15 protein-coding genes are annotated in these 14,057 nt (G+C 71.8%); 3 read left to right on the forward strand and 12 right to left on the reverse strand.

Annotation, left to right across the window (positions count from 1 at the left end; genetic code table 11):
* Positions 1–5: 5 nt before the first annotated feature.
* The 4 genes from ACFWN2_RS21270 to ACFWN2_RS21285 all read right to left on the reverse strand — a co-directional run bounded on the left by ACFWN2_RS21270 (position 6) and on the right by ACFWN2_RS21285 (position 4,575).
* The gene (locus tag ACFWN2_RS21270; RefSeq protein WP_382429728.1) at positions 6–623 is read right to left on the reverse strand and encodes an ESX secretion-associated protein EspG; all 618 of its coding nucleotides are present in this window, start codon (positions 621–623) and stop codon (positions 6–8) included.
* Positions 620–922: a hypothetical protein gene (locus ACFWN2_RS21275; RefSeq protein WP_382429730.1), complete on the reverse strand. Its 303-nt coding sequence runs from the start codon at positions 920–922 to the stop codon at positions 620–622. The genes ACFWN2_RS21270 and ACFWN2_RS21275 overlap by 4 nt, the downstream gene beginning before the upstream one ends.
* A complete protein-coding gene (locus tag ACFWN2_RS21280) occupies positions 919–2,373 on the reverse strand; it encodes a hypothetical protein (RefSeq protein ID WP_382429732.1) in 1,455 nt (484 codons plus the stop codon). The genes ACFWN2_RS21275 and ACFWN2_RS21280 overlap by 4 nt, the downstream gene beginning before the upstream one ends.
* A 96-nt stretch (positions 2,374–2,469) precedes the next feature.
* On the reverse strand, positions 2,470–4,575 hold the full coding sequence (locus tag ACFWN2_RS21285) for a helix-turn-helix domain-containing protein (protein WP_382429734.1): 2,106 nt from the start codon (positions 4,573–4,575) through the stop codon (positions 2,470–2,472).
* Positions 4,576–4,676: 101 nt separating this feature from the next.
* Between ACFWN2_RS21285 and ACFWN2_RS21290 the strand changes: the two genes are divergently transcribed.
* Complete coding sequence (locus ACFWN2_RS21290) at positions 4,677–5,276, forward strand: DedA family protein (protein ID WP_382429736.1); 600 nt, start codon at positions 4,677–4,679, stop codon at positions 5,274–5,276.
* On the opposite strand, the gene ACFWN2_RS21295 is transcribed toward ACFWN2_RS21290, so the two are convergent.
* Positions 5,239–5,958 (reverse strand): SDR family NAD(P)-dependent oxidoreductase, encoded by a 720-nt coding sequence (locus ACFWN2_RS21295; RefSeq protein ID WP_382429738.1) that lies wholly within the window; start codon positions 5,956–5,958, stop codon positions 5,239–5,241. The genes ACFWN2_RS21290 and ACFWN2_RS21295 overlap by 38 nt on opposite strands.
* A 109-nt stretch (positions 5,959–6,067) precedes the next feature.
* Here ACFWN2_RS21295 and ACFWN2_RS21300 point away from each other — a divergent pair, with 109 nt between their 5' ends.
* Positions 6,068–6,907, forward strand: coding sequence for an alpha/beta fold hydrolase (locus tag ACFWN2_RS21300; RefSeq protein WP_382429740.1), 840 nt, complete (start codon positions 6,068–6,070; stop codon positions 6,905–6,907).
* Between the two features lie 124 nt (positions 6,908–7,031).
* Here ACFWN2_RS21300 and ACFWN2_RS21305 read toward each other — a convergent pair whose 3' ends face one another.
* The 4 genes from ACFWN2_RS21305 to ACFWN2_RS21320 are packed head-to-tail and all read right to left on the reverse strand — an operon-like array spanning position 7,032 to position 11,015.
* A complete protein-coding gene (locus ACFWN2_RS21305) occupies positions 7,032–8,129 on the reverse strand; it encodes a nucleotide disphospho-sugar-binding domain-containing protein (protein ID WP_382429742.1) in 1,098 nt (365 codons plus the stop codon).
* A gap of 31 nt (positions 8,130–8,160) precedes the next feature.
* Positions 8,161–9,072, reverse strand: coding sequence for a Gfo/Idh/MocA family protein (locus ACFWN2_RS21310; RefSeq protein ID WP_382429744.1), 912 nt, complete (start codon positions 9,070–9,072; stop codon positions 8,161–8,163).
* Between the two features lie 4 nt (positions 9,073–9,076).
* The gene (locus ACFWN2_RS21315) at positions 9,077–10,144 is read right to left on the reverse strand and encodes an ABC transporter permease (RefSeq protein WP_382429746.1); all 1,068 of its coding nucleotides are present in this window, start codon (positions 10,142–10,144) and stop codon (positions 9,077–9,079) included.
* A 1-nt stretch (position 10,145) separates the two neighbouring features.
* Positions 10,146–11,015 (reverse strand): ABC transporter ATP-binding protein, encoded by an 870-nt coding sequence (locus tag ACFWN2_RS21320; protein WP_382429748.1) that lies wholly within the window; start codon positions 11,013–11,015, stop codon positions 10,146–10,148.
* 89 nt (positions 11,016–11,104) lie between these two features.
* Between ACFWN2_RS21320 and ACFWN2_RS21325 the strand changes: the two genes are divergently transcribed.
* On the forward strand, positions 11,105–11,578 hold the full coding sequence (locus ACFWN2_RS21325; protein WP_382429750.1) for an NUDIX hydrolase: 474 nt from the start codon (positions 11,105–11,107) through the stop codon (positions 11,576–11,578).
* On the opposite strand, the gene fdhD is transcribed toward ACFWN2_RS21325, so the two are convergent.
* From fdhD to ACFWN2_RS21340, 3 genes are read right to left on the reverse strand one after another with little or no spacing between them, the layout of a single operon-like run.
* Positions 11,575–12,375: a formate dehydrogenase accessory sulfurtransferase FdhD gene (gene fdhD, locus ACFWN2_RS21330; RefSeq protein WP_382429752.1), complete on the reverse strand. Its 801-nt coding sequence runs from the start codon at positions 12,373–12,375 to the stop codon at positions 11,575–11,577. The two genes, ACFWN2_RS21325 and fdhD, sit on opposite strands and share 4 nt — an antisense overlap.
* Positions 12,269–12,799 carry a hypothetical protein gene (locus ACFWN2_RS21335; RefSeq protein ID WP_382429754.1) on the reverse strand — a complete coding sequence of 177 codons (531 nt, stop codon included), beginning with the start codon at positions 12,797–12,799 and terminating at the stop codon, positions 12,269–12,271. Before ACFWN2_RS21335 ends, fdhD begins: the two co-directional genes overlap by 107 nt.
* Before the next feature lie 5 nt (positions 12,800–12,804).
* Entirely contained in the window at positions 12,805–14,046 is a 1,242-nt protein-coding gene (locus ACFWN2_RS21340) for an MFS transporter (protein ID WP_382429756.1), read from the reverse strand.
* Positions 14,047–14,057 lie beyond the last annotated feature (11 nt).

A 14,057-nucleotide genomic window follows, 5' to 3' on the forward strand; every position in this document is an offset into this window, starting at 1 on the left:
TCTGCCTAGGCTCGCGCGACGGCGGCGAGCTCACCGATGACGCGGACCAGGTCGTGGTGCCGCATCGGGTTGACGCTCACCCAGCCGTCCGCGCCGACGTCGACCCTGACCCGTCCCGCCGCACTGTCCAACCAGGACACTTCTGTTCGTTGCCCGCCCCTGACCACACCCGCCTGGCCCTGCCCGGTGACCTCCAGGTCGAGTCCGGCGCCGGGCGGCAGCGTGATCGGCATGTGCTGCGCGGGTTTGAGCCTGGGCACGAGTTCCACGAGCTCGTCGCCCACTGTCTCGGCCTCGACGTGCGCCACCCGGACCGTGCTCCCGGTCTGCGTGCACACGAGCGCGTCGCCGCCGTGAACCAGCGCCACCGCCCCCGTGCCCGGCACGACGAGGTCGACGACGGCGGTGTGCTCGTGCAGCGCGGTAACGAGTGCGGCGGCCATGCCGATCGGCCCGTGCGACGCCGCCAGCCCACGCGCCGCCAGCCCGTGCCCCGCCTCGGCGAGGAGGCCCGCGCGTTCGTCCGCCAGCCTGCCGAACGACGGCACCCGCAACGGGAACGGCCAGCGCACCCCGGCGTGCGTGGCGAGCAGGTCCATCTCGACCAGGTCGAAGGCGATCACAGCGCCGCCCTCCGCGCCTGCTCGACGTCGGTCTCGGTGTAGGTGGCCTTGATCTCCGCGAGCACCTGCCGGAACTCCCGCACCTCGCGTTCGGCCGCCCCCACCTCGTTCCCGAGCCCAGATGCCGCCTGCCTGAGCGTGCGTGAGAGGTCCTGGGCGGGCGGCGCCGTCCCGAGCAACGGCTGCCGCTCGGCCAGCCTGCCCGCCGTCGCCACCAGATCAGCGGTCAGCTCGGCCAGCCTCGTCAACGTCCGCACCCTGTCGCCGAGTTGGTCGGGCGCGACCTCGTAGCCGTTCACTGCTCCTCCCCGATCACGGCCGGAGACACCCGCTCGGTCACCGCGAACAGGTCGTGGTCGAGCGTCGGCATCTGGTTCTCGTGCTGCTGGTCCTCGTCCTTGCGCGCCCCAGCCGCCGGGGGTGCGCCCATCGCGTTGTTCTGGGCGGATGGGCGGGCATCGGCGGTGAGGACGCCGGTGGCGGCGATCCCGCCGGGTTGGATCGGGATCACGCTGGCGCGCATGCCTGGGGTGAGCTGCTGGGCGACCGGGGTCGCGGGGCTTGCGGACCTGGGTGCGGTCGTGGAACCGCCGACGAGCTGTTGCCACGGGACGCCGCCCGAGCTGGGTGTGTGCACGGGTGTCGCGGCGGGGCGGGGTGTGGCGGCGGCCTGCGGAACGGTGCCGCGGGCGTCGTCGACGAGGCGGCCGCTGCCGTTGAGGCTGGACTCGTAGGTCTGCATGGCCCGGACCGCCTGGGCCTTCTGGTCGTCGGCGGTGGCGGCACCGAAGTAGAAGTAGAACCCGGTGGTGCCCGCGGGCATGGTCGGCGCGCTGGGCAGCGCGAACGACGCCGGGGCGGACGGCAGCGTGAACGGCGCGGGCGCGGTAGGCAACGCGAACGGCGCCGGCGCAGTGGGCAGGCTGAACGTCGCAGGCGCGGTAGGCAACGCGAACGGCGCAGGCCCGGCAGGCAGGCTGAACGTCGCAGGCGCGGTGGGCAGGCTGAACGTCGCAGGCGCGGTGGGCAGGCTGAACGTCGCAGGCGCGGTGGGCAAGGCAAATGGCGACGGCGTGCTCGGCAACGCCACCGGCGCAGGCGCGTTCGGCAAGCCGAGCGGGCGAGGCGTCGCCGGCTCCCCCACCAACGCAGCCATCGTCGCCGTCGGGTCCCCTGCCAACGCCGCCCGGTCTCCCGGCACCACCGCTCTCGTCGCGGCCGGCACTCCTGCCAACGCCGCCGCCGGGTCCCCCGATACCCCCGCCATCGTCGCCGCCGACACGCCAGCCAACGCCGCCGCCGGGTCCCCCGATACCCCCGCCATCGTCGCCGCCGGCACCCCCGCCAACGCTCCCGTCGGTACCCCAGCCCCCGTCGGCACCCCCGCGAACGCCGCCGTCGTAGTCCTCGCCGCCACCCCCGGTGGCGGCGGCATCGCCGCACGGGCCGCGGCCAGCGCGTCCGCCGACTCCTGCGCCGCCTGCCGCCCCGCCTCCGCGAACCCGCTGATCCTCTCGACCCGCTCCGCCAGCGCCCCCAGTCGCGCCGCCGCCTCCTCCGCCGCGGCCCCGCTCCACCCGTCCAGCAACGCCGCCCGCTGCTCCCGCAGCACCTCGGCGTGCGCGGCCAGTGCGGCGCGGTGGCGCGTCCACTCGTCGGCGACCGTGCTCACGTCCGCTACGTCGGCGTCCTGCCACAGCATGCGGTGGAGCTCTTCATGGCTGTACGCCTCCCAGTTGATGCCTGACACCCCTGGAATCCCCTCCCTCGTCCCCGCCGAACGATCACAGCGGGGCCGGGTGAGGGACAGGCCAGACGACCGGCCACTTGTGGCCGGTCGGTCTGATCAGCGCGAACGGGCCAGGTGCTCCTGCAGGCGGGCGTGCCGGAACTGGTAGACCGCGCCCGCCCGCCGCAGCACGCCGCGCCGGTACGCGTCGTCGAGGAACGCCGGCAGGGCCCACGGCAGCCGTCCGGTCAGCGGCAGCCAGACGCGCGCGAACACCACCCACTGTCCCCACGCGGTCAGGCTCAGCACGTACGCCACGCCTCCCCCGATGCCGCCGACGAGACCGAGCGCCAGTGCCGTCGTCGGGCTCCACAGCACCTCGAACCGCAGCGCGGTCAGGCCGCTCGCGACGACGCCGGTGGCTCCCATGACGAACACCGCGAACACCGGCACCATCACCCCGACGAGGCCGAGCACCGCGCGCCGGTTCGTCTCCAGCAGGCCGTCGGGGCTGCCCGCCGACCGCACGTCCAGCGGTGCCTCCAGCGCGGCGACCACGGCGAACACGAGGCCGGCGCCGAGCCCGAACACCAGGCCGAACACGCCGACGTCGACCGCCACGCCCGCCGTCATCACGGCGCCGGGTGTGGCCCACCAGAACGCCAGCGCGCGCACCAGGCCGTACGCAGCCCCGACCGCACCGCCGAACGCCAGCCCGATCAGTCCCCGCGACCACACCCGCCGATCGGCACGGCCTCGCAGCCGCAGCCGGGTCCGCACCGGTTCGAGCGGTGTCCTGTGCACCACGAATCGGTGCGCCAGCCCGAACAGCAGCCCGGTGACCAGGCCGATCATCACCGCGAACAGCAGTCCCCTGGCGGTCAGCGCACCGACCAGCGCGGTCTCCAGCACGAAGTCGGCGAACCCGACCGCAACGCCCACGGCCGCCCCCGTCACGACGGACGACGTGCCGAACCGCCACCACGCCACGTCGTGCGTCCCGAGCCTGGTCAGATGGTCCGCGAGATGCTCCAACCACGGCTGTACGCGTTCGGTGTCCGACCTGTATACAGCTGGTATGAAGCTGCTGAGCAGGTGTCGCTCGATCTCGTCGGGCCCCAGCGACAGCAGCGCGACCGGATCGTGGTCGGGGGTGTCGCTGTAGATCCGCCGGGCGAGCGCCACCATCAGCGGCGTCTTCAGCACGTCGGCGAGCGGGCCGCCCAGGCGCACCTCGTCCAGCACGGGCTTCCAGACGTTGCCGCCCGGCCCGGTCTTGCGGGTGGTGCGCGGCAGGTAGTCCGCCAGGTCGTCGCACGTCAGGTCGGCGAGCACGACCGCGGCGGCCGACGTCAGCACGTCCGTGCCCTCGACCGCGTCGCGGTACTCGTCCACACGGCTCGTGAGCAGCAACGGCAGAGTGGTGGTGTTCAACGCGTTGAGCGCCGGCCGGTGCAGCCCGGCCGCGATCTCGTCGAAGCCGTCCAGCACGGGCAGCACCCGCTGCGAGTCGACCAGCGCCGCCGCCAGCGTCCCGCCGCTGGGCCCCGGCGCCGCGAGGAACGGGTGGTCGCGCACCAGCTGTTCAGCGAGCCAGTCGCGCAGTCCGACGCGCCCCGGATGCCACGCTCCCAGGCCGAAGATCACCGGCACGGGATCGGCCGGGTCGTGCGCGCCGAGCAGGTCCAGCACGAACCGCGTGGTCAGGACCGTCTTGCCGGCCCCTGCGCGCCCGAGCACGACCAGCCGCCGCGACCCGACCCTGCGGTACACCTCCACGACCTGGTCCAGCCGCCCGTCGAGCGCGGCCTCGCCCCCGATGTTGAGCGTGCTGTCGGTCAGCTCCGCGGGCGCCGCCTCCCACCGCACGGGCAACGGCACCGGGTCGTGGACCTGCCGCTGCTCCTCCTCGCGCCGCCACCGGGCCTCGATCGCGACCTTCAGGGTCTCGACGGCCTCGTGCAACGGGTCGAAACGGACGGTCTCGGCGACAACGGGTTCATCGCGCCCCGCGGCGGAGAACAACGACGAGCGCTCGGCCCCGGTGAGTTCCAGAGCGTCGGCCAACGCGCGCACGGTGCCCATGCGCGGATCGGTCCGTTCGCCGGTCTCCAGCCCACGCACCGTGCGAATGCCCACGGCAGCGCGATGAGCGAGCGCTTCCTGGCTCAAGCCGGCCCGTTGCCGCCACTGACGCAGCAGTGAGCCGAACTGGCTCGCCACAACCGCCCCCTCGCCCGGATGACCAGCCCGATGATCGATCACACTACCGAGACGACCGTGTCTCGTGGCCGATCCCATCCACTTGGAGGAAGATCGCCACTGTGCTGACCGAGTGGCTCCACGCCGTTCCACCACTCCTGGTCTACGTCGTCGTAGGCCTGGTGGTCGGCGTCGAGAGCATGGGGATCCCGCTGCCGGGCGAGGTCGTGCTCGTCGCGGCGGCGCTCATGGCCTCGCACCACGACGGCGTCTCACCGCTGTGGGTCGGCATCGCGGCGTCCGCGGGAGCGATCATCGGCGACAGCGCCGGCTACGCGCTGGGCAAGCGGTTCGGGCCGCGGATCTTCGGCTGGGCTGGTGAGAAGTTCCCCCGCCACTTCAGCCAGGACAAGGTGGGCCGCGCCCAGGCGCTGTTCGAGAAGTACGGCGCCTGGGCGGTCTTCTTCGGCCGGTTCGTGGCGCTGCTGCGGATCCTGTCCGGGCCGCTCGCCGCCACGATGGGCATGCACTACGGGAAGTTCCTGCTGGCCAACGCGGCTGGCGGCATCGCGTGGGCCGGCGGCACGACGGCGGCCGTCTACTTCGTCGGAGAGGCCGCCGAGCACTACCTCGCGGAGTTCTCGTGGGTAGCGCTCGTCGTCGTGCTGGTGGCGGTGATCGGGTTCAGCGTCCGAGCCCGGCTCCGCCGTTCACACCGATGACCTGCGCGGTGATGTGCCCCGCCTCGGGCGAGGCCAGGAACGCGATGGTCGCGGCGACGTCCGCCGGGGTGCCGGAACGCCCGTTCGCCGTGGTGCCGACGAGCACCTTGCGCCTCTCCTCGCTCAGGGTGCCGCCGAAGAACTCCGTGTCGTCGGTGACGCCCGGCGACACCACGTTGACCGTGATCCCCCTGCCTCCCAACGTGAACGCGAGGTCCGCCGTCCACGCCTCGACCGCCGCCTTGGCAGCGCCGTAGGAACCGGACCCCCGCCGTCCCGCGATCGACCCGAGCGTCACCACGCGGGCGTTGTCGGCCAGGCGCGGCTCCAGCGCGGTCGTGACGAGCACCGCGCTCACCACGTTCGTCTCGTAGCTCGCGACCCAGAGATCCCGCACGTCCGCCAGGTTCTCCGGCGCCGGACGACGCCGGGCCACGTTGCCACCCGCGTTGTTCACCAGAACGTCCACTTGGGACGGCAGATCGTTCAGCGCCTCCTGCACCGCCTCCGGATCGGTCGCGTCGAACGCCACCGCCCGCGCGCCGATCTCCTCGGCCGCCGCCTTCAGGACGTCCTCCCGGCGCCCCGTGATCACCACGTCCAGACCCTGTCCCACGAGCCGGGCCGCCACCGCCCTGCCGATGCCCGTGCCGCCGCCGGTCACCACTGCTGTTCGCGTCATGCAGGCCTTGATATCAGCAGGAAACACGCAGGTCGATCGGTTTGTCGGGCCGCCGTGGTTCACGTTTGTGACTAGGCTGCTCAGACCCGACTCCACTGGGGAGAAACCCATGAATTCCCACGTTCTGGACACCGGCGACGCCGCCATCGCGTACGACGTGAGCGGCGAGGGCCGCCCGTTGATGATGATCGGCCAGCCCATGGACGCCAGCGGCTTCACGGCCCTGCGCGCGCAGTTCCCCGACCGCAAGGTGATCACCTACGACCCGCGCGGCATAGGCAGAAGCACGCGGTCGGACGGCCGCACCGACAACACGCCCGAGATCCAGGCCGCCGACGTGCACGCGGTGATCCAGGCCGTGGGCGGCCCGGTCGACCTGTTCGCGTCGAGCGGCGGCGCGGTCACGGCCCTCGAACTCGTGGCCGCCTACCCCGGCGACGTGCTCACGCTCGTGGCGCACGAACCGCCGATCATCGACGTGCTGCCCGACGCGGCCGCGGCCCGCAAGGCCCGTGACGCGTTCATGGACACCTACCAGACCAAGGGCTGGGGTGCGGGCATGGCGGCGTTCATGCACATGAGCTCGCACCAGGGCGAGTACACCGACGAGTACTTCGAGCAGCCGGTGCCGGACCCGGCGCAGTTCGGGATGCCGTCCGAGGACGACGGCAAGCGCGACGACCCGCTGCTCGGCACCGCGTCGCTCGCGATCACCGACTACTACCCGCGGGTGCAGGACCTCGTGGCCGCGCCCGCCCGCATCGTGATCGCCGTGGGCGAGGAGACGGGCGACGCGTTCACCGCGCGCACGGCCGTCCACACGGCACGCCTGCTCGGGCAGGAGGCTGTGGTGTTCCCCAGTCACCACGGTGGGTTCATCGGTGGGGAGTTCGGGTACGCGGGCAAGCCGGAGGAGTTCGCGGTCCGGCTTCGTGAGGTGCTCGGCTGAGGGTGGTGTCGGCAGGTTTCGCGGTCAGGCTCCGCGAGGTGCTCGGCCGCGGGAGATGCCTGCGGCCCTAGCGGTCGCTCGCCGCGAGATGCCCGCCGAGCACGACGCCGGCGGCCTTCCGCAGTCAGACGATCCGCCTGAGAATCACCTCGGCGGCCTCCGCAGCGCCTCCACCACCGCTGATGGCGGCACGCATCCGGTCCAGGTTGCGCCGGATCGTGCCGCAGGCCACCACGCGGTCGACGGCCGCACGCAGGTCCGCGTGGTCGTCGACCCGTTCCCCCAGGCCGAGTTCGGCCACCCGGTCGGCGTTCGCCGCCTGCTCTGGCGTCTGCGACACGACCACCAGCGGCACGCCCTGGTGCAGCGCCTCCATCGTGGAGTTCATGCCGCCGTGGCTGATGAACGCCTTGGCGTGCCTCAACACCGCGGGCTGCGGGACGTCCAGGGCACGCACGTCGACGACATCCGTGCCCTGGACGTCCCGCGCGGTCATCGTCACCTGCCAGGCACCGTCGGCGAACTGGTCCAGGCACGCCTCGTAGAAGCCGGCGTCGCTCATCACCGACCCCAGCGACATGAAGAGCAACGGCAGGTCGGTCCGGCGTGGTGACCACTGCTCGTCGAGACGGTCGCCCAGCACCGGGCCGACGAAGTGGAACGTCTCGTCGAAGGTCTCGGCACGCGGCTGGAACTCACGCGGCACGAACACGATGCTGCACGCCTCCGGCGCCTCGATCGTGCCGGGGATGTCGAGGTCAACGTCGTACCGAGCGCGGAACTCCGCTAGGTCGTCGGCGATGAACCGCGCCACGTGAGCGTCCATGAGGTTGTAATGCGCGTTGCACGCAGTGTGCGGCACTGTGCGTACAGCCGGTATACCGAGTGTGTGCGCAACGATCCGCGCAGGCCAGTTCGTCGAGTCGTAGCAGATCAGGTCGGGACGGGCGGCACGGCAGCGGTCGAGCAGGACCGGGTAGGTCGCGGCCATCGACCTGAAGTAGTGCGGGAACCACTCGTCGATCGGGTTGCCGGTGACGGGCCGGAAGTCGGGCAACGCGGGGAGCTTCACCCACCGCGCGCCCGCTCCGGTCACCGCCTCGGCGTGCTCGGCGCCGGTCGCGTAGTCGACGGCGGCACCTCGTCCGGCCAGTTCCGCGACGACCGCGAGGGTCGGCGTGACGTGGCCGTGGCCTGCGAGCGTGACGAACAGGATCCCCATGGCCTGATCCTGTCGAACGCGCGCAAGCGGATTACCGCAGGAAGGCCTCGACCACCTCGGCCACCCGCAGTCCGCTGGCGAAGTCCGCGAGGTCACGCGGGTGCTCGCCGCGCACGGCCTGCGCGAACAGCGTCAGACGCGAGTAGTCGGACCCGGTCTGCTCCAGGGGCACGCGTTCCCAGGGGCCGCCGTCCGAAGTGGACAGCAACGCCCACTGGTCGAGGCGCAGCGACCGCTCGGTGCCCCAGGCGGTCCACTCGTAGACCTCGGGGCCGACCACTCCGGAGAACGCCGACACGTGCACCGGCACGCCATTGCCCCGTAGCACACCCCGGGCCGCGACCTCGGCGGCGCCGGGCGAGGGGAAGTCCGACGAGACCGACTCGACGGTGAGCGGCCCGAGCATCCTGTCGGTGAGGTAGACGAAGTGCGACAACACCTCGCGGACAAAACCGCCCTGCTCGGACCGCGCCAGCCAGGTCGCCTCCGCCTGGAACGCCCTGGGCCAGCGGGGGAACTGCAGCCGGATCTCCACGCCCCGCAGCTCGCCCAGCGAGGCCAGCCGCCGTTCGACCTCCAGAGTCGCGACCATGTCCGACAACGCGAAGTTGACCGCGTTCGGGCGTCCGTCAGCGGCTTCGGCCATCTCACGGGCCTCGTCGAGGTCGACGGCCAGCGGCTTCTCGCAGAACACCGCCTTGCCCGCCGCGAACGCCTTCAGCACGAGCCCGGCGTGCGACGCGGGTGGCGTCGAGACGTACACGGCGTCCACATCGGACAGCACGTCGTCGAGCGAGGTGACGACCGGGACGTCGAGCGTGCGGGGTACGACGTCGACACCCGCGACCACGGTGAAGCCGGGATGTGACCGCGCCGCCGTCAGCATCCGGGTGCCCATGGCTCCCAGGCCGACGACGGCGAGGCGAATCGGATCAGCGATCATGCGCCTATTCTGCAGGTGCCCAGGCCTTCGACAGCTTCACCCGTGCGCCGGTCTGCAGCAACGAGCCGGTGTAGAGCCGCGACGCGACCAGCAGGATCACCACGACGGTCGCCGCGAGGATGGCCATCGAGAGCAGTGCCTCCCACGCCTGAGCCTGCTCGGCGAACAACCGCACGGGCATCGCGACGCCGGCCGTGAACGGCACGAACGACATCCACTTGAGCACCACGGGGTTCTCGTAGAAGAACTGCACGCCGAAGTACGGGCCCATCACCGCGAGCATGACCAGGCCCATCGTCGAGCCGAGGTCCTCCTGGCGGCTGACCAGCGCGCCGGCGACCGCCCACAGCGACGAGATCAGCACGAACCCGAGCATCAGGAACGGGATGAACCAGCCCAGCGCGGGCGCGACCACCCCCAGCAGCTCGCCGAGTCCCGCCACCCGCAACGCGATCGGTGCCACGAGCGCCAGCACGACCACCTGGCCGAGCGTCAGGATCGTGTGCCCGAGGATCTTGCCCGCGAGCAATGCCCGCACCGGCACCGTCGACACGAGGATCTCCACGATCCGCGTCTGCTTCTCGGTCACGGTGCTCTGCGCGATGGCCGCGCCGCCCATGCCGAACATGAGGAACACCAACCCGAACACGATCACCGTGACGGACCGCTGGCCGGACGTCACCACCGAGCCCTCCAGCAGCTCCACCGGTGGCGACTCGACGAGCTGGCGGATCACGCTGTTGGGCGGGCTGTTGAGCGCGAGGACCTTGATCCCGGCGCCCTCCGGCACGATCGCCGCCTCGACGTCGTCGGCCCTGACCAGGTCGGCGGCCTCCTGCACGCTGCCGACCTCGCGCACGTCGAGCGCCTTGCCCTGCACCACCTGCGAGGCCGAACCGACCACGGCGACCTTCGGGTCGTCGCCGCCGAACACCGTCGGCAGCACGGTGAGCGCGAACAACCCGACGATCGTGAAGAGGAAGCCGATCCAGAAACCCTTGGTGCCGACGAGGGTCTTCATCTCGCGTTCGGCGACGAGCCACGTCGCCTGGCTGAAGGACGCGCGGGCCATGTCAGATCACTTCCTTGAAGATCTCGTCCAGCGTGGGCACGACGGGCGTGAACGAGCGGACCTCACCGCGGTCCAGCGCCGCCCTGAGCACCTCCTGGGGTGCCGCCTCGAACACGGCCCGCGGCCCGTCGAGCTCCAGGATCGTCACGCCCGACACGTCGCGGACCCAGCCCGCGTCCTGTCCGACGACGATCTCGTACCGCTCCCCCGCGTGCTTGGCGCGCAGCTCCTCGCGCGACCCGTTCGCCGCGATCCGTCCCTTTGAGATGATCACGACGTCGTCGCAGAGCCGTTCGACGATCGCCAGCTGGTGGCTGGAGAACAGCACGGGAACCCCGGCGGCGGCGCGCTTGCGCAGCACGTCCAGCACGGTCTCGACGGCGATCGGGTCGAGGCCGGAGAACGGCTCGTCGAGGATCAGCACGTCCGGGTCGTGCACCAGCGCGGCCGCGATCTGCACGCGCTGCTGGTTGCCGAGCGACAGCTCCTCCAGCCGGTCACCGGCCCGCCCGGTCAGCTCCAGGTCCTCCAGCAGCTCGTCGGTGTTGCGCTGCGCGGTCTCCCGGTCGACGCCGTGCAGCCGCGCGAGCCACGTGATCTGGTCGCGCACCTTCATCTTCGGGTAGAGGCCGCGTTCCTCCGGCATGTAACCGAAGTCCGGCCGGTTGTCCGACCGGACCTCGGTTCCCTTCCAGCTCACCGTGCCCCCGTGCGCGGCGAGCACCCCCAGAACGATGCGCATCGTGGTCGTCTTGCCCGACCCGTTGGCGCCCAGGAAGCCCGTCATGCGGCCGGGCCGGACGTCGAAGCTCACCTCGTCGAGCACCTTGTGATCGCCGAAGCTCCGGCTGATCCCCCTGACAGTCAACATGGGAGGAACACTAGGACGGCGCGTTCAAGATCGCGTCCGCCGCGCGGCATCATCCTCGCGGAGGACCCCTTACGGGCTAACGTGCCCGCATGACGACCTTCCGGCTGGGCGCCTACGCCGTGGCCATCGAGAACGACCGGGTGCTGCTCGTGCGTGCTTCCTCACCGTTCGGTGAAGGCCACTGGTTGCTGCCCGGTGGCGCGGTCGAGCACGGTGAGGACCCGTTCGACGCGGTGGTGCGGGAGGTCGCCGAGGAGACCGGCTGTTCCGGTGTCGTCGAACGACTGCTGGGCGTGGACTCGCGCTTCGTCCCGGCGGCCGAACGCCACATGCCGGAGAAGGGGCCGCACCAGAACATCGGAATCTTCTACCAGGTCCGGGTCACCGGTGAGCCGCGACCGGAGCCGAACGGGGCGACCGCCGATCCTGTGTGGACACCGCTCGCCGACGTACCGGGCCTGCGCCGGGCGGCACTGGTCGACGTCGGGCTCGCGCTGGCGGCGGGAAGGCCGCCGACCGGGCATGTCGCTGCGGTCCCGGTCGGCGGCCTGGTCATCCACTAGCGGGCGGCGGCGGTGAGCCCCAGCCGGTGCGCGCCGGTGTAGACGTTCATCGTGGAGCCGCGCAGGAACCCGACCAGCGTCACGCCCATCTCCTCGGCGAGGTCGGCGGCCAGCGACGACGGCGCGGACACCGCGGTCAGCACGGGAATCCCGGCCATGACCGCCTTCTGCACCAGTTCGAACGACGCCCTGCCGCTCACCATCAGCACGGTGCTCGTGAGCGGCAGCCGTCCGCCCCTGGTGGCCCAGCCGACGACCTTGTCGACCGCGTTGTGCCTGCCGACGTCCTCGCGCAGGCACAGCAGGTTGCCGTGAGCGTCGAACAACCCGGCCGCGTGCAGGCCGCCGGTGCGGTCGAAGACCCGTTGCGCGGCACGGAGTTTCGTCGGGAAGTCGGTGATCGTCCTCGGGTCGAGGCGGATCGGGTCGTTCGCCACCTGCCAGGACGCCGTGGTGCGCACGGCGTCGAGACTCGCCTTGCCGCACAGGCCGCACGACGAGGTGGTGTAGAAGTTGCGCTCGATCGACGGGTCCGGCGGCGCGACACCGTCGGCGAGCCCGACGTCGAGCACGTTGTAGGTGTTGCCACCGTCGGCCGTGGCGCCCGCGCAGTAGCGGATCGACGCGATGTCGGACGGCGCGCGCACGACACCTTCGCTGACCAGGAATCCCGCGGCGAGGTCGAAGTCGTCACCCGGCGTGCGCATGGTCACGGCGAGGGACTTGCCGCGCACGCGGATCTCCAGCGGTTCCTCGACCGCCAGCGTGTCCGGCCGCGCGGTGACCGCGTCGTCCACCAGCCGCACCACGCGCCGCCTGCTCGTCACCCGTCCCATGACCACCCTCCCCGCAGATCGCGACGCACTCGTCGAGCAGCCGCCGCAACACCTCGTCCCCGGACATCGCCCTGACCGCCTTCGCCACGACCCAGTTGCGCGGCCACCACCTCGGCGCGTTGATCCCCGCCCTGCGCGTGCAGAGCTCGACCAGGCGCTCGGCGTGTGCCTTCCGCGTGCCGATCACCCTGGTGGCGAACGGCAGCAGCCGCCGCCGTCCCTCCTCTGTGGACTGGTCGTTGACGCACCGCGCCACGCAGGCCAGCACCGGGTGCACGCACGCCGGCCGGTCCGACCACACCTCGCCCGCGAGCAGGGACGTCAGCTCCATCAGGCAGCAGCCGTCCGCCGGCGTCTGGTGCCAGCCCCTCGTGAGGCGCGGCACGCGGCTCACAGACGTGGCCTTCCCGGCTGTGACAGGTGCGCCGTGAGCACCGCGCCCGCCAGCCCGAGCACGCCCGCCGCGACGAAGGCGAACGCGGGCCCTTGCGAGGCAAGGACAACAGCGGCCAGCAACGCGCCCGCGGCCTTGGCCGTGTAGAGGACGCCGAAGTTCTGCGCGCCGTTCGTCTCGCCGAAGTACTCCCGCGTGACCCCGACCAGCAGCGAGTAGCAGCAGCCGGTGCCGAGACCCGCGAGCGTGGCGCCGACGAGCAGCCCCGCGACGTTCTGGGAGTACAGCAGCACGAACTGCGCCAGCCCGCCGGTCGCCAACGTCCAGACCAGCGCCTTCCGCCGACCGACGCGGTCGGAGATCCACCCGACCAGCACCCGCCCGGTCCCGGTCGCTGCCGCCAGCGTGGCGAGCGCGACGACCCCGAGCACCTTGTCACCGACGAACAACGGCAGGTACGCCAGGTCGTAGAGCGACACCGCCGCCGCGAACGCCACACCGCCGTACAGCCACCAGAAAGTGCCGCACCGCATGGCCTCCTGCGTCCGGAACTCCTTGAGCGCCGACCGGTTCGGCACCCGCGCCCGGTCGAGCGCCCACTCGCGCGGCGGGATGTGCGGCGGCCACCAGTGCTCGGGCGGGTCCTTCAGCAACGACCCCGCCACCGCGACCACCCCGGCGATCGCGATCCCCGCGTACGCCAGGAAACCGCCGCCGAAGAAGAACCCGGCCGCCAGCACGAACGGCACCGACCCGTACGCGAACGCGCCGCTGACGAACGCGACCTTCCGCGTGACGCGTTCCGGATACCAGCGCACGACCACACCGAGACACGTCGCGTAGACCAGGCCCGCGCCGATGCCACCGAGGACCGCATACCCGACGAGCTGGTCCTGCCCCAGCGTGATGAGCCCGGCGCCGCAGAGCGCCGCGCCGATCCACATCGCGCCGGCGGACGTGAGGCGCTTCCGTTCTCTCAGCCAGGCCGCCGGAAACGCCGTGCCCGCCTGGCAGACGGTCCACAACGCCAGTGCCCAGAACAACTCCGGCACACTCCACCGGTCCTGCAACTGCGGGATCAGCGCCCCGAACCCGTACTGCCCGATGCCGGCCGCGAGCATCGCCGCCCATGCGGCCCACAGCACCGTGCGACGCGAACGCCCCGACGCCTCGACGTCGGTCTCCCCCACCCGGTAGAGCCTGCCGACGTGATCACGTACGTAAGTCGCGACTGGCATGCCCTTCACCC

The sequence above is a fragment of the Lentzea sp. NPDC058436 genome (assembly GCF_042721515.1).
Taxonomy (GTDB): Bacteria; Actinomycetota; Actinomycetes; order Mycobacteriales; family Pseudonocardiaceae; genus Lentzea.

Coding starts and splice junctions, on each gene's coding strand:
- ACFWN2_RS21295 (WP_382429738.1), bottom strand. CDS start 5,958: ATGACGCGAACAGCAGTGGTGACCGGCGGCGGCACGGGCATCGGCAGG.
- ACFWN2_RS21300 (WP_382429740.1), top strand. CDS start 6,068: ATGAATTCCCACGTTCTGGACACCGGCGACGCCGCCATCGCGTACGAC.
- ACFWN2_RS21305 (WP_382429742.1), bottom strand. CDS start 8,129: ATGGGGATCCTGTTCGTCACGCTCGCAGGCCACGGCCACGTCACGCCG.
- ACFWN2_RS21310 (WP_382429744.1), bottom strand. CDS start 9,072: ATGATCGCTGATCCGATTCGCCTCGCCGTCGTCGGCCTGGGAGCCATG.
- ACFWN2_RS21315 (WP_382429746.1), bottom strand. CDS start 10,144: ATGGCCCGCGCGTCCTTCAGCCAGGCGACGTGGCTCGTCGCCGAACGC.
- ACFWN2_RS21320 (WP_382429748.1), bottom strand. CDS start 11,015: ATGTTGACTGTCAGGGGGATCAGCCGGAGCTTCGGCGATCACAAGGTG.
- ACFWN2_RS21325 (WP_382429750.1), top strand. CDS start 11,105: ATGACGACCTTCCGGCTGGGCGCCTACGCCGTGGCCATCGAGAACGAC.
- ACFWN2_RS21340 (WP_382429756.1), bottom strand. CDS start 14,046: ATGCCAGTCGCGACTTACGTACGTGATCACGTCGGCAGGCTCTACCGG.